Source organism: Aliiruegeria lutimaris (genome assembly GCF_900099935.1).
Taxonomy (GTDB): Bacteria; Pseudomonadota; Alphaproteobacteria; order Rhodobacterales; family Rhodobacteraceae; genus Tropicimonas; species Tropicimonas lutimaris.
Map to the genome: position 1 here is coordinate 51798 of NZ_FNEK01000029.1, position 14818 is coordinate 66615.

The 14818-nt window shown below is 62.4% G+C and carries 11 protein-coding genes and 2 pseudogenes; 1 reads left to right on the forward strand and 12 read right to left on the reverse strand.

The window, feature by feature from the left end; all coding sequences use genetic code 11:
• Positions 1 to 107: 107 nt before the first annotated feature.
• The 8 genes and pseudogenes from BLR85_RS14705 to BLR85_RS14740 all read right to left on the reverse strand — a co-directional run bounded on the left by BLR85_RS14705 (position 108) and on the right by BLR85_RS14740 (position 8933).
• Positions 108 to 545, reverse strand: a complete 438-nt coding sequence (locus BLR85_RS14705) for a diheme cytochrome c (RefSeq protein ID WP_093157459.1) — start codon at positions 543 to 545, stop codon at positions 108 to 110.
• 18 nt (positions 546 to 563) lie between these two features.
• The gene (locus BLR85_RS14710) at positions 564 to 956 is read right to left on the reverse strand and encodes a DUF1924 domain-containing protein (RefSeq protein WP_244520743.1); all 393 of its coding nucleotides are present in this window, start codon (positions 954 to 956) and stop codon (positions 564 to 566) included.
• A complete protein-coding gene (locus BLR85_RS14715) occupies positions 953 to 2083 on the reverse strand; it encodes a cytochrome b/b6 domain-containing protein (RefSeq protein ID WP_093157465.1) in 1131 nt (376 codons plus the stop codon). Before BLR85_RS14715 ends, BLR85_RS14710 begins: the two co-directional genes overlap by 4 nt.
• 90 nt (positions 2084 to 2173) lie before the next feature.
• Positions 2174 to 3484 (reverse strand): sensor histidine kinase, encoded by a 1311-nt coding sequence (locus BLR85_RS14720; protein ID WP_139188407.1) that lies wholly within the window; start codon positions 3482 to 3484, stop codon positions 2174 to 2176.
• Between the two features lie 41 nt (positions 3485 to 3525).
• The gene (locus BLR85_RS14725) at positions 3526 to 4197 is read right to left on the reverse strand and encodes a response regulator transcription factor (protein ID WP_093157471.1); all 672 of its coding nucleotides are present in this window, start codon (positions 4195 to 4197) and stop codon (positions 3526 to 3528) included.
• A 5-nt stretch (positions 4198 to 4202) separates the two neighbouring features.
• Positions 4203 to 4580, reverse strand: a complete 378-nt coding sequence (locus BLR85_RS14730) for a PepSY domain-containing protein (RefSeq protein WP_093157474.1) — start codon at positions 4578 to 4580, stop codon at positions 4203 to 4205.
• Positions 4577 to 7760: pseudogene (locus tag BLR85_RS14735) on the reverse strand (efflux RND transporter permease subunit). Before BLR85_RS14735 ends, BLR85_RS14730 begins: the two are co-directional and overlap by 4 nt.
• A gap of 21 nt (positions 7761 to 7781) precedes the next feature.
• Positions 7782 to 8933 (reverse strand): annotated as a pseudogene (locus BLR85_RS14740) (efflux RND transporter periplasmic adaptor subunit).
• Between the two features lie 137 nt (positions 8934 to 9070).
• Between BLR85_RS14740 and BLR85_RS14745 the strand changes: the two are divergent.
• Complete coding sequence (locus BLR85_RS14745; RefSeq protein WP_170844582.1) at positions 9071 to 9751, forward strand: TetR/AcrR family transcriptional regulator; 681 nt, start codon at positions 9071 to 9073, stop codon at positions 9749 to 9751.
• Positions 9752 to 10015: 264 nt separating this feature from the next.
• Here the strand turns inward: BLR85_RS14745 and BLR85_RS29545 are convergent, their stop codons facing one another.
• The 4 genes from BLR85_RS29545 to BLR85_RS14770 all read right to left on the reverse strand — a co-directional run.
• Positions 10016 to 11362, reverse strand: a complete 1347-nt coding sequence (locus tag BLR85_RS29545; protein WP_139188408.1) for a hypothetical protein — start codon at positions 11360 to 11362, stop codon at positions 10016 to 10018.
• 436 nt (positions 11363 to 11798) lie between these two features.
• On the reverse strand, positions 11799 to 12401 hold the full coding sequence (locus tag BLR85_RS28525; protein ID WP_139188409.1) for a hypothetical protein: 603 nt from the start codon (positions 12399 to 12401) through the stop codon (positions 11799 to 11801).
• Between the two features lie 1175 nt (positions 12402 to 13576).
• Positions 13577 to 14356 carry an EAL domain-containing protein gene (locus BLR85_RS14765; RefSeq protein ID WP_093157491.1) on the reverse strand — a complete coding sequence of 260 codons (780 nt, stop codon included), beginning with the start codon at positions 14354 to 14356 and terminating at the stop codon, positions 13577 to 13579.
• A gap of 161 nt (positions 14357 to 14517) precedes the next feature.
• A partial coding sequence (locus tag BLR85_RS14770; protein ID WP_139188410.1) for an integrase core domain-containing protein occupies positions 14518 to 14818 on the reverse strand: 301 nt, incomplete at its 5' end.

Sequence of the window (14818 nt, forward strand, 5' to 3'; positions counted from 1 at the left end):
CTCCGACGATTGCACCTCAGTCAACGTTGCTTGTCCATGCATGTTAGCTTTTTTCTCCTGACAGCAGGCTGACGGACGCTTCCGTCAACCTGCTGTCCTGCGCGGTCTCAGTCGTCTTCGAAGATCCCCTGCTCGGCCCGCTCGTGGCAGGCATTGCAATTGGCCCAGGATTTCGCCTTTTCGAACTGGCGTTTCGAAACTTCTTCCTCATGCTCATGCCGGAACCAGGGCAGCTCCGAGATGCGTTGCGGCACGGCGCCGTCTCCGGAAAGGTCCCGCCCGGCATTGGCCACTAGGTAAGCCTCGATTTCGGCGCGCGTTTCCTCGTCCAATCCGGCGTTTTCGCCGAAGTGGTCCTCCAACGTGGTCATCATCACTCTCCAGGATTGCGCTGGCAGGAAGCCGGCCGGATAGGCCATGTGGCAAGCGCTGCATTCCTCCAGCGTGGCTGCATGGGTCACGGGAGGCATGTATTCCATCTCGTCCGCAAAGGCGGAGCCGGCAAACGCCATGGCCACGGCGGCGAGGATCGGGGTCTTGATCATGATCGGGTTTCCTTGGTTTCAGAGGCTGGAAAGCCAGGCGATGACATCGGCCTTTTCGGCGGAGGTGCAGTCCCGGCCAAGCACGGAGTTGCAGTTTCGGCCGAACCATTTCTCGACGAATTTCAGGTCGGTAAGCCGTTCCGGATTTGCTAAGGGTGCGAGTGGCTCGATCGGCTTGCCGGTCCGCGCCAGCCCTGCCGCTCTCGGATCGGCGCCGTGGCAGGTCGTGCAGGAGGGCGTGTCGGGCTTGCCGCCAGTATGGCTGGCCGTGAAAAGGGCCTGTCCGCGCTCAGCGGACGCCGCGACGCCGGCTTCCGCGGTGTAGTTCGCAATCAAATCTGAGGGTGTCGTGGACTGCGCTGCGAGCGGAGCGGCCAACAGGCAGAGCGGCAGGATCAACAGGTATTTCACTTTGATGGCTCCTTGGGAATTTGAATGTGGAAGGGGCTGAACCATCCGGTCTCGGCATCGCCGTGGCAGGCCGAACAATTCGATTTCGAGTAAACAGGGGCGCGCAGGAAGATCTCTTCCCGAACGTCTTCGTGCAGATGGTTCCAGACGCGGCTGTCGGTCATGGATACGGCCGAGGTCCCGAGGGTGCCTGCAAACATCCGTGCCGGACGGGTTTGAACGGTCGCGGCATCATGAGCCACGAGCCAGTCAGTGATCCGAGCCGTCGTCTCGGGATCGAGGCTGGCATCCTCGCCATAATGGTCTTCGAGCCCGGCCATGAGCGCGCGCCACTCCGACCCCGTCAGCAGGCTGGGATGATAGGCAAGGTGACAGGCGGAACACTCATCGTCAAAACTCGCATCCAGCTCGGCCACCGGCGCGCCGACAGGTGCCCGGCCACCGTTCGGCAGGAGCAGGGTGGCGGTAACGGCAAGCCCAAGGATCAGGAACAACGCGATGAACGGACGCGCACGCTCCGGGTGGCCGGTGTGGTCTCCGGGGCGGCTCTCCTTGGTACCGGAGAGCATGGAGCGGACCAGATTCTCCCGGCTGCGGCGGCTCTCGAAGATCGCGGCGGCGATATGGGCGAGGATCATGACCAGCAGCAAAACCGCAAGCGCCTCATGGATCTCGAGCCCCGCCGCGCCAACCGGATATGGCAATGAGAGCAATGGCCCCGTTCTCAAGACGCCGCCCAGCCCCGCAAGCCCGGTGACTCCGAGCATCAGGACGATGCCCATCAGACCCAGCATCATCACCCCGCCAGCCGGGTTGTGCCCAAGATACCGGCCAGACTCCTTGCCCGTCAGGTGGGAGAGAACCACGGCAGGCCGGCGCAGGAAGTTGGCGAACCGCGCATGGGTCGGCCCGAGAAAGCCCCAGATTACCCGTGCAACCACCAGCGCAACGGCCGAAAGACCGGCGACGATGTGAAGTGCGATCCAGGAGGCGTCGAACAGGAAACCGGTCACGGCAACGATGGTGATGCTGGCCACGAGTAGCCAGTGAAACAGGCGGACCCAGATATCCCAGACACGAACCCGTTCCGGGCGGATGCTTATCTCGGTAGTCGTTGCGTCGGTCATTCCATGTCTCCCGGGCCCGGATTCGGGCGGCTGGAGACAGGATGACATGGGGGTGCTGACGCCGGGCTGACCGTTGATGTCAGGGATTTGTCAGCTTTGGGCGGGCGCCGCCGGAAGGGTCACGCGGACCGACAAGCCGGGGGTTCCGGGGTGAAGCTCCAACCCGCCGCCAAGCGCCTCGGCAAGCTCCGACGCAATCGCCAGCCCGAACCCGCTCCCCGGGGAGCTCTCATCGGCACGCACTCCGCGACGCGTCATCTCGGCCAGCCTGTCGGGCGGGATGCCGGGGCCATCATCTTCAACACTTATCTCGACGTTTTGCCCAACCCGGCTTGCATCGATCCGTATTCGGGAGGTCGCGTGGCGCGCCGCGTTCTCGGTCACCGCGCCCAGGATCTCGGTCAAATCGCCGGCATCCGCCCGCGCGGACAGCATCGGCTCGACATGGACCGACCACGTTCTTTCATCACCGGGCGCGCTGCGGCGGAGCACGCGCAGGACGGCCTCCAGCACCTGCGCAATGTCGCAAGAGGCGGTCTCGCGATGGAGCGAGGCCCGGGCCCGCATCAGTTCCCGGTCGACATGGCCTCGCATCGTCTCGACGGTTTCCTCGATCGCGTCCGCGTGGCTCTCCTGCCCGTTCGCGCGTAACCTCCCCGACTCGCCCAGAAGCGCCTGCAGCGGCGTCTTGAGCCCGTGTGCCAGATCCGCGGCACGCATTCCGGCACGGGAAATCTCCTCCTCGCGCTCGGACAGCAAGGCGTCCACCTCACTCGCCAGTGGGATCACCTCGGTCGGAAAATCCTCGCCGAGCCGACGCGACTGCCCGGACCGGATAGCCCCGAGCCGGGCCTCGACCCGCCCCAGCGGCCTGAGCCCGATGGTGACCTGCGCGGCCATTGCGAGGATCAGCACCACAGCGAGGATCAGCAGGAAGGGCAACAGGTCCGAGGCAAAATCCCTGCTCGCGGCCTGCAGATCGGCACGATCCACGGCGACGGCTGCCCGCATCGGCGTCTCGCGCAGCCGCGGTGGAAGGATCACGCTGCGTTCGACCGTCAGCAGCGACTGCCCGCCCGGTCCTTCAAGCGTGTGAACATGTTCCCCGCCATCGGGTAGTTCATCGACTGGCAAGGGGATCTCATGGTCCCAAAGCGAGCGCGACCTGAGCAGGCGCCCCTCGACCGATATCTGCCAGTAAAGCCCGCCAAGCGGGCGGTGGAAACGCGGATCGGCGGGCCTGTTGGAGAGAAAGATCTGCCCCTCCGCGTCCCTTTCGACGCCCGAGAGCACCTGATCCAACTGGACCGAGAGTTCCGCAAGGGCGCGCCGTTCAACATGCGCGGCGAAAAGCCAGGAAATGCCCGCGGCGGCGATAGCCAGTGCGAACAGAACCGACACCGCTCCCGCAACGAGGAGCCGGAGGCGGAGCGAATAGGATCTCACCCGCCCGGCCCCAACGGCTCAAGGAAATAGCCGAAACCCCGGCGGGTTCCGAGCACGCCCGGACCGAGCTTCCGGCGCAGGCGGGTTACGACGGCTTCGAGCGCGTTGGCCTCCCGCGCATCCTCGTCCCCATAGAGATGTTCGAGCAGTTCGCCGGGCGAAATGATCCTGTCCTTGTGCAACATCAGGTAGGACAGGAGCCGGTATTCAAGCGCGGTGACCGATAGCGGAACGCCGCGCAGCGACACGGACATTCGGTTGGTGTCGATGGCAAGCTCACCCGCCTCCTGCAGCGCCGAGCCGCGCCCGGCGGAGCGCCGCACAAGCGCCCGCGCGCGGGCGACCAGTTCTTCCATGCGGAACGGCTTGGGCAGGTAGTCGTCGGCGCCCGCGTCGATCCCTTCGACGCGCTCCGCCCATGCTCCGCGCGCCGTCAGCACAAGCACGGGCATCTCCCGGCCGTTTCCGCGCCAGCGCTTCAGAACCGTCAGTCCGTCGAGCCGCGGCAAGCCGAGATCGAGCACCACAAGGTCATACTCCTCGGTATCCCCCAGAAACCACGCGTTCTCGCCGTCGCCGCAGGATTCCACGCGAAACCCGGCGCTCTCCAGCGCGGCTTTCAGATCGGAAGCGATCCTTGCGTCGTCCTCGACGACCAGCACGCGCATAGGCTTCAGTCCCCCTCTTCCTCAAGGATATCGCCGGTTGCAGCATCCACCAGGATCTCGAAGATTCGCCCTTCCGGCGTAATCATCTCGAACTCGTACACATACTGCCCGTTTTCGCGTTCCAGTTCGACCTCGAGTGGCGTGGCGGAATAGCGCTCCGAAACATCCTGCATCACCGTCGCAAGAGGCAGGATTTCATGGCGGGAAGCCGCCTCGCGCGCAAGGTCATGATCGGACTCGGCTGTGGCCGGCCCGGCGAAAAACAGGATCAGGAGAACGCAGAGGTGTTTCACGACCGCCAGTATCGCGAATTCGACCTGACAACGGCCTGACAGCCGCTGCCCATCGCGTGCACGACCGGCCCCGTCTGCGAGCTCGGTCACGATGCCGGCGCCGAGGCCCCCGCCTGTTCCTTCACCCGTGCCCGGTTGAAGATCCGCGCCACGACCACGAAGAAGAGCGGCACGAACACCACGCCCAGCACCGTACCGGTGATGGTTCCGCCGAGCACGGCGGAGCCGACGGCTGTACGGCCTCCGGCACCGGCCCCGGTGGACAGCACCAACGGAACCACGCCCAGCGTGAAGGCAAGCGAGGTCATGATGATCGGGCGGAAACGCTGGCGCGCGGCCTCCTTCACAGCGGAATGGAGATCCTCGCCCGCCTCGAAACGCTCGCGCGCGAACTCCACGATCAGGATCGCGTTCTTGCCGGTCAGGCCGATCACCGTCAGCAGCCCGACCTGGAAGAAGACGCCGTTCTCGAAGCCGAACCAATAGGCCGCGCCCATCGTGCCGAGCACCCCGATGGGCATCGCCAGCATGACAGAGAACGGGATCGACCAGCTTTCATAGAGTGCCGCGAGGCACAGGAAGATCGCCGCAAGCGAAAGCGCATAGAGCATCGGTGCCGACCCGCCGGATTTCAGCTCTTCCAGCGACAGCCCCGTCCAGGCGGCGCTGTAGCCGGGGGGAAGTTCGGCCACGAGGCGTTCGATTTCGGCGATCGCCTCGCCAGTGGTCACGCCCGGCGCAGGCGAGCCCTGGATCTGCATCGCTGGGATGCCATTGTAGCGGTTGAGACCTTGCGGGCCGTATTCCCAACTCTCGCTGGTGAAGTTGGCAAAGGGGACCAGATCGCCATTGGCGTTGCGAACCCGCCATTTCTGCAGGTCGGACGGCGTCGCGCGGCTTTCCGGCTCGCCCTGGACATAGACCCGCTTGATCCGACCGTTATCGTTGAAATCGTTCACGTAGCTTCCGGCCCAGGCGATGTTGAGCGTGGTCCCGACATTGGCGGGTGTGACCCCCACAGCGCCGGCGGCGCGCCAGTCGATATCCAGCTTGAACTGCGCCGCGTCCTCCATGCCCGATGGCCGGATGGAACCGATGAGCGGGCTTTGTCCCGCCAGGCCGAGCAGCTGGTTACGCGCCGTCAGGATCTGCTCATGTGTCTGCCCGCTCTGCGCCTGCAGGAAGAAGTCGAAGCCGGAAACGTTGCCCAGTTCGGGCACCGATGGCGGCACGATGGGAAAGACCATCGCATCGCGGATCCCCATAAAGGCCGGGAAGGCACGCCCCGCGACTGCCTGAACGGATTGCGCTGGCGATGGGCGCTCCTCCCAATCCTTCATCCGGATGAAGGCGAGCCCCATGTTCTGTCCCTGCCCTGCGAAGCTAAACCCCACGACCCCGAAGCTGGACTCGACATTGTCGGCTTCGGCGGTCCTGAAATGGGTTTCGACCTGCTTGACCACCTCTTGCGTGCGTTCGGCCGTGGCCCCGGTCGGCCCCTGGATGAGCGTCAACAGGATGCCCTGGTCCTCGTCGGGCAAGAAGCCTGTCGGGGCGTTCTGGAACAGAAACACCATGCCGTAGCCGAGCGCCGCATAGAGGATAAGCACCCGGAATGGCCGCCGGATCAGGTAGCCCACCGTGCCGGCATAACCGCCGGTCACCTTGTCGAACCCCTTGTTGAACCAGCCCAGCGGGCCGCGGCTTGCGTGATGCGCGTCCTTTGCCCTGAGCAACGTCGCGCAGAGCGCTGGTGTCAGCGTCAGCGCCACCAGCACCGACAGGCCCATGGCCGAGACGATAGTGATCGAGAATTGTCGATAGATCACCCCGGTGGAGCCGCCGAAGAAGGCCATCGGCACGAAAACCGCCGACAGAACCAGCGCGATGCCGATCAGCGCACCGGTGATCTGCCCCATGGATTTCCGCGTCGCCTCGCGCGGGGAAAGCCCCTCCTCCTCCATGATCCGCTCGACATTCTCGACCACGACAATGGCGTCATCGACCAGCAGGCCAATGGCCAGCACCATCGCGAGCATTGTCAGGGTGTTGATCGTGAAACCGGCCACCGACAGGATCGCGAATGTTCCGAGGATGACGACCGGCACCGCCAGCGTCGGGATTAGGGTTGCGCGGAAGTTCTGCAGGAAGAGCAGCATCACCACGAAGACGAGCCCGATCGCCTCGAACAGCGTCTTTTGCACCTCGTTGATCGAAATCTCGATGAAGGGCGTGGTGTCATAGGGGATGACGTAGCTCACGCCTTCGGGGAAATACTGCGAGAACTCCTTGAGCCGTTCCTTCACCCGGTCGGCCGTATCGAGCGCATTGGCCCCGGAGGCGAGATTGAGCGCCATGCCTGAAGCGGGCTGGCCGTTGAACCGGGCGATGGTGGAGTAGTTCTCGGCTCCGATTTCCACCCGCGCCACATCGTGCAGCAGGACGAGGCCGCCATCCGTCTCCGAACGCAGAACGCAGAACGCAGAACGCAGAACGCAGAACGCAGAACGCAGAACGCAGAACGATGTTGCGGAAATCCTCGGGCGTCGCCAGCAGGGATTGCGCGGTGATCGTGGCATTGAGTTGCTGGCCGGCAGGTGCGGGAAGCGAGCCGAAGGAGCCCGCCGAGATCTGCGCGTTCTGCGCCGAGACCGCGCTGACCACGTCCGAAGGCGTCATCTCGAAGGCCGCGAGCTTGGACGGGTCGAGCCAGATCCGCATGGCGTATTGCGCGCCAAAGACCTGTGCGCCGCCCACGCCTTCGATGCGCGAGAACTCGTCCACCATGTTGGTGTTCAGGTAGTCTGAGAGGTCCGCCTGGTCGAGCCGCCCGTCTTCCGAGATCAGCGCGATAACCATCAGGAAGGAGGAGGACGCCTTCTGGACCCGCACCCCGAGCCGTTGAACCGTCTCCGGGAGTTGCGTCGTGGCCTGCGAGAGCTTGTTCTGCACCTGCACCTGGGCCACATCCGGGTCCGTGCCCGTCTCGAAAGTCAGCGTGATGGTGGCGGTTCCGGCGGAGGTCGAGGAGGACGACATGTAGCTCATGCCATCGAGCCCGGTCATCTGCTGCTCGATGATCTGTGTCACCGTGTTTGCCAGTGTTTCGGCCGAGGCACCGGGATATTGCGCGCTGATCCGCACGGATGGCGGCGCGATCTGCGGGTATTGCGCAATCGGGAGCGTAAAGACCGAAAGCAGTCCGACACCCATGATGAGGATCGAGATCACCCAGGCAAAGACGGGCCGATCAATGAAAAAGCGAGCCATGACGATCTCCGAGTTATTGGGTCAGTTGCCGGACGCAGCGGTGCTTGCGGCATCGCGCTCTTCCGGCAAGACCGTCATGCCGGGGGAAACCTTCTGAAGGCCGGCCACGATGATGCGGTCTCCCGGCGCGAGCCCCTCCGTCACGACCCATTGGTTGCCGAGGTCGCGCTGAACGGTCAGCTGGCGGGATTCGACCTGGTTGTCGGCATTCACCACCATGGCCACCGGTCGGCCGCGCCGGTCACGGCTCACGCCCTCTTGCGGCGCAAGAATGACATTCTCGATAACGGCCTGCGGCAGTTCGACCTGCACATACATGCCGGGGAGCAGGAACAATTCGGGGTTGGGGAACTCCAGCCGAAGCACGATCACGCCGGTCTGCTCGTTCACATGCGGTTCGGCGGCTGCGAGGATCCCCTCATGCTCGTAGAGGTCGCCATCGGCAAGGCGCAGCGAGACGCGCACGCTCGCATCCTCCGCCAGGCGTTGGCCCGCACGCCGCTAGTGGAGGATCTCTGCGGCCGATTGGGTCACATCCACATAGACCGGGTCGAGCTTGCGGATCACCGTCAGTGCGCTCGCCTGCCCGGCGGTCACCAGCGCGCCTTGCGTTGTCTGGCTCAGGCCCACCGTGCCGGAGATCGGCGCGGAGATCGTAGTCCGGTCAAGGTCGATCGTCGCGGCAAGCACCTGTGCTTCCGCGACCTTCACCGCCGCCCTGGCCACATCCAGCGCCGCAATCGCGTCGTCGAGCACCTGCTGGCTGGTCACGTTTCTCTGGCGCAGCTCTTCTTGCCGCATCTTCTCGCGGTCGGCGGCCCGGAACTGCGCTTCGGCCTGCGCAAGGCCCGCCTCGGCCGCCGCCTTCGCGGCCGCATAGCTGGCCGGGTCGATGCGGTAGAGCGCGGCGCCGCGCTCGACGGGCTTGCCCTCATCGAAGAGCCGCTCAGTGACGATCCCGCTCACCTGCGGACGCACCTCCGCAACGCCAGAGGCCCTGACCCGGCCGGGAAGCGTCGATGTCAGCGTCACGTCGCTTGCCTTCAGTGTCACAACGGTAACCGGCATCGGCGGGCGTTCGCCCCCCTGCTGCTGCGCATGGGCAGACGGCGCGGCCAAGCCAAGGCCGAGTGCCACGATCAGGAACGGCAAGGTAAATCGATTGAGCATCATAATGGGCTCCAGATGAATCACCCGCCGGCACGGCGGATCTCTTGATTGCGGCAATTAAGGAAACTATAGAGTTTTGTAAAGATCGGTCATGGCGCCGGTGCCTGCCGTTTGCAGGCGCCATGATGGGAGGAGACAGGATGTCCGACAGATCGGAAGACCCTGCACGGGAGGAGGACGAGAGCGTGCGAAAGCGCGGCCGCCCGGTGCAGATGTGCCAGACGGAACGCGAGGCGCTCGTACTCGATTGCGCCATCGCGCTTCTGTCCGAAAAAGGGCCCGAGGAAGTGACCATGGCCGATATCGCCCAGAGTGCCGGCATGTCCAAACGAACGCTCTATGCACTTTATCGCAGCCGGGAGGAGCTTCTCGGGGCCGGGCTCGCCAGAATGAGCAAAGCCCTGTTCCGCCCGCTTCGCCCCGATGAGCGCGACGCGTCCCTTGAGGAACGCCTGCGCATTCTGTTGACGCTTAATCCGGGGCCGGAACCGCCCCAGGTCGTCATCGAGATGTTGCGCACGGTTATCGCCGGGGCCCGCAGCTATCCCGATATGGGCCGCAGTCTGAGCCGGAAAGGTCCGGGCCAGGTTGCCAGCCTGCTCTGCGAGGAACTGGTGCGCGCGGCAGATGCGGGGGAGATTGAGCTTTCGCCCGACGAGATCCCCGCGGCCGCGGAACTGCTGGTCGACATGGTTTTGGGCAACGCCATTCCCTGCCTGCTCGACCCCGACCGCATCCTTCGTCTCCCCGAAGAAAGAGCCGCTCGCCGAGACAAGGCAATCGACATCTTTCTCAACGGAGTGCGCCCGCGCAGCAAGTGATGTGGCAGGTGACAAGCCATCCGTCGGCATTGGTTTTGTCGCGTTTCGGGGGCTCGATTGCGGGCGCCCGACCCGCGCGCCCGGCAGGCTTCCGCCAGCGGACATCATGCAATCGCGGAGCCCGAGCCAACGGGCCCCGAGCCGAGGCAGCCACGGAAATGGCGCCGGCCAATTGGAATTGGCCGGCGCCGAAGCTAGGCGTTACGACTCCGCGTCGTGATGGAAGCCGTGCACGCTACCCTAGTAGGAAATCGGCGAAAGATCTTACGCCGGGTCTTCCGGGACCGCGTACTCGTGGATGAAGTTGATCACAAGCCGAGCATCTTCGGCTGCGGTCATGTAGGCTTCCAGCGTACCCTCGCCCACGTCGGGAGTGGCACTGTCATCACCAATTATCATTGGCTCGCTGCCGAACACCGCCTCGTAGATGTTGACGGTCTCGACGACCCAGTCGCCGCCGCTCAGAACCAGAACCTCGGTAGTGACATCCCCATACAGACTCTCCCGGTCATAGGAGAACGTGGAGTAGTCCAGATCTGTATAGGTCACGTTTCCGATTGTCTCGGTCTCGATTCCGAGGAAGGCGTTGATATAGGCGATTTCATCGGTCGTGAATTCACCCGACTTGTCGGTCGCCGCGGCAAGGAAGGAAGCCGATGCCTGAATATCTTCGATGCTCCAGACGCCGTCGACCATGAAGTCGAAAGCTTCCCCAGGCAGATCATCAACACCCTCGATCGTACCCGCGCCCACCAAGGCCACGTAGATCGCGAGGTTCTCCAGCGGCGAGTCGATGGTCTTCCACACGTCGTCAACTAGCAACTCCAGCCGTCCCGCGGGGTCCGTCCGGATGTCGGTCGCCAGGTTGAGCAGCGTGATCACCTCGTCGGCGCGGCGCGTCAGTACGTGGGTCGGGGCCCGTCCGACATTCAGTCGACCGAGTTCGACCTCGACTGTCAGGCTCTCGTCGAGAGGATGGCCTTCTTCATCGAGCGCAATCAGGTTCCCTTCAGCATCCAGCGGCTGAACCCAACCCTCGTCTGTCAGGATCGGAACACCATTGTCATCGCGCAGGATAACAAACAGGTCGCCAAAGAGATCTCCCTTGGTGGACCCTGAGGTTGGGGGTTTACCGCCGCCGGCGCCATCCTTGCCACCCGGCACGCCGGCCCATTCCGGACGATCGGAATCGGTGTCATCTTCGGCCGTCGTCACCTTCGAGCCCTTTGGACGCATCGAGCTTTCCGGAGCGCTGGATTTCATGCCCTTCGACGGCTCGGCCACGAGGTTCGATTTCGCCTTGCCCTTGCGGGCGCCGCTATTCGAAGAAGCCCCCGGCGGGCTGTCGTAGGATTTCGAAACCGAGCTTTCCGCCTCGCCTCCATCCGAGTCGTGGCCGCGATCGGAAGATCCGCCGCCACCACCGCCTGACGAACCGCCGCCGCCTCCGCCACCGTTGCCGCCGCCGCCGCCGCCTTGTCCGCCGGCCGCCACTGCGAAGGAGTAGTCAAGATTGACGAAGTCGACCGGAGCAAGTGCGAGGATAAGGGTAGCTGTGCTGCTCAGTAGCAGGGTCTTTACTGTCCTGCGTCTAATACTTCTGAACTTCATGACATCCTCCATCTTCCATTGCGTTTCCACCGAACCAAGCAGGAAGCGGGGAAACGCGCCCCCAGAATGGCTCACGGCAGAGTTGGTCTTGATAACCAGGTCTCCGTTTCCCCCTCCGTACAGAATGCCAACCCGGGCCGGACCGATCACTCGTGCTCGCCGGCAAGTCCGGCGCTTCACGCGTTTGTTGGATGATACGGTCCGATCCGGTTTTGCGGAAAATATGGAGCAGGTGTGTTCCGTAGTCCGAGACCATCGGCCGTGTGCCCTTGATGAACGCCCGACGCGCGCCGGGCGCCCAGGTCTTGTAGGTTCGGGCTTCCAGCTCATCTGCAACGAGAGGAACCAAAGCCCGGCACGACCTTGTAGTCGTGCCCATTATATATTGCCCTGGGAATGGTGCACCTTCGTGGGAGACATTCCCGGGGGCCTAAAATTAATGGGAATGGCTTCCCTCATCATGGCCATCATCACTCCCGTGGCCGCTTTCATTATCAGATTTTCCCTTACCGTTCTCCTTTCCATGTTGGTTGCAATTTCCGTTGCCGCCGCCGTTGCCGTTTCCCTTGCCGCTTCCCTTGCCTTTGCCTTTGCCCTGGCCATGGCCGTCGGCATGATCGTGGTCACCTTCCTCGTTGGAAGCCGCGGGCGTATCATCAGCATCACCGAGCCCGGCAACCCGACCGTCGTCGTCACGTAGAGCGTCCCGCCGCTGGTCGAGTTTCATCCGGTCCCCACCGGTTTGGGCCAATATGGCCGCGGGCGGATCCCCGAGGGCTTTGGCAAGCCCCGAGCAGGACGATTCGAGTTCCTGCTGAAGTTCGGCGAAATCGGAACGTCGGTGGACATAGTTCACGAATCCACGCGTGACCGCAGTGCAACTGCACATATTTTCTGCCAGCCCTTGGCTGATTGCCGCCTTGGCGAAGGTCTCCGAGCAGACCACAGGCGCTGCCTGAGCAGCGCCGCCGCCAGGTATCACCATTGACGCTATGAGAAGTGCAGCTGACGTGCAGCAAAAATGACTTGAATGAGTCATGTTGGCCCCCCTTCATTTTCTGTTCTCTCCATGTCCCAAGGACAGCTTGAGAACACGCAGGATCGCCATATGCATATCCTGCAAATGCCTTTAAAGAGGTGTCAGCCTTGTGCTATGGAGAGCCCTCTTGAAGCGGTATTTAATTACTACTCTGACAACGCACCTGCCGCTTAAGAAAAGGCAGCATAAACAAAACTTTGATCCCCCAAAGACATATTTAACATATCACAATTGTAGAATTATACTTATGTGACTATTTACCGCAGCTACATATCTCTAAAAAATATTATTGTTGGATATTTTTTAACTTCCGGTTTCTGCGTTCTTCATTCGGGATGGCGTCCACTGTGAATATCTGACAGAAACCCATGCGCATGACGCACCCGAGCCGACTGGTTTCTGCCAGAACAGCGAGGCTATCCAAGCCATCGGACCTCCGTTCATCCCGCCAAATCCTGCATGCGTCACGCGGTTCTTCAGCTATGTCAGGCTTCTCCCCCGATGGCGGCGGTCGGGTTGGGTGGCAGTAGCGGTGGCCACGCCGACCTCTGTGAGCGAAGAGACAAATGCCGTCTCTGCCCCCCGGTCAAGGCGGTCTAGCATACGACGAAGATCAAAGCGCGAGCCTGCGTTGGAAATGTCGGCATCGACGACCTCCTCGCCACGCATGGCATTTCCCATCTTTCCGGAATCCAGCATGCCAACTTCAACGATCCGAATCCGGTCATTGGCATCAGGGGGCCTCGATCGCCCCGCTCTGCGAAGGGACAACGACAATTCTGTATCGGCGTGACCCTGAAAATGTAGGGTCGCGTCTCAGGCGATCTGAACTTTCTCCGCGAGGATGAGCATCCTTGTCACGGTGTATGTCCAGGCCGTGCTTCGGCCTATCGCGCCCAGTGCCTCGCGCTCCCCACATGCGTTCGAAAAAGTCGCGCCTGTCAGATAGCAAAGGCACAAATAGCAAAGACCAGCGCCACGGCAACCGCATGCAAGGTTCAGAGAATCGTGGAGCCCCCTGCCCCGGTCTTTCCGATGGGAAGCAATTTCGTTTGCGATGGATCGGATCCGCTCCCGGCACCCTTTCAACGTTCAGTGACGCCCAGAGATGTCCGAAACCCCATCCTTTTGGCCTTTTTCCGTTCACCGCTGAGACAATCGAGACGGCCAAAAATTCAGGCAGACTTGCGATCCGGCAGATATGCGTAATCAAAAAACTGCTTTTCGTTCAAGGGGCGGGCAAAATGGTATCCCTGAAGAACCGAGCAGCCTATGTCGCGCAGCAATATGGCTTGCTCGCCATTTTCAACGCCTTCAGCGATTGTCTCGATGCCCAGTGTCTCGGCGATCTCGACAATCGCGCCAACAAGGCTCAGCGACTGCGACCCCGGCGCAACCGGATCGACCAGGCGCTTGTCGATCTTCAGCGCCGACGGGGCAATTTCCGTCAGGCCAATGATGGAGGCATGCCCCGAGCCGAAGTCATCGATCTCGATCTCGATTCCCGCTTCGCGAACCATCTCCAGATGCATACGGAACTGGTCGCTTTCTTCTTCGACCAGAATCGATTCCAGGAGTTCAAACGTCACCTGCGTGTCGGTTGACTTCATCTTGCGGGCTAGCGCGACGATTCCGGGATCATGCATCCGCCCCGAAGAAACGTTGAAACTGATCTTCGGGATGATCAGCCCCTGAGCACGCCAGCGCGCAAGGGCGTCGTGGCTCTTCTCCATCATGATACGATCGATGTCCGAAACCAGGCGAAGTTGTTCCGCCATTTGCAGGAAATCCCCCGGAAGCAGGAGGCCACGTGCGGGGTGGAGCCAGCGCAGCAATACTTCCGCCCCTACGAGCCGACCGTCCGCGGCGGACACCTGTGGCTGAAAGAAGGGAACAAACTGGTCGGCATCGATTGCCTCATGGATTTCCATCGAAAGGCGCCGGTCCTCGATCAACGACTGATGCAACGCCGGAGTAAAGGATTTCAGGCAGTTTCGCCCTCCCTCCTTCGCACGATAGAGCGCGGCATCGGCGAAAATCTGGATGTCGGTTCCAAGAGGTGGCTCGGGAAATCTGAACGGTTTGGAGCCGTTTTCTAAGTGTATGTTCCGCTCAGTTATGCCGCGACCGGGATTGGCCGGGGCAGGTTGAGATATGCCTGATCGGGCGTTTGCCCGTCCAGCGATGAATGCGGTCTTCGGGTGTTGTAGAAGGTCAGGTATCGGGTGAGGCCCAAGCGGGCCTGAGAAACGCCGTCATAGGCGTGCAGGTAGACCTCCTCGTATTTGATCGTCCGCCATAGCCGTTCGACGAAGACATTGTCGCGCCAGGCACCTTTTCCATCCATACTGATCTGGATCTCGGCATCTTTCAGCGCCTTGATGAAGTCGATGGATGTGAACTGGCTGCCCTGGTCC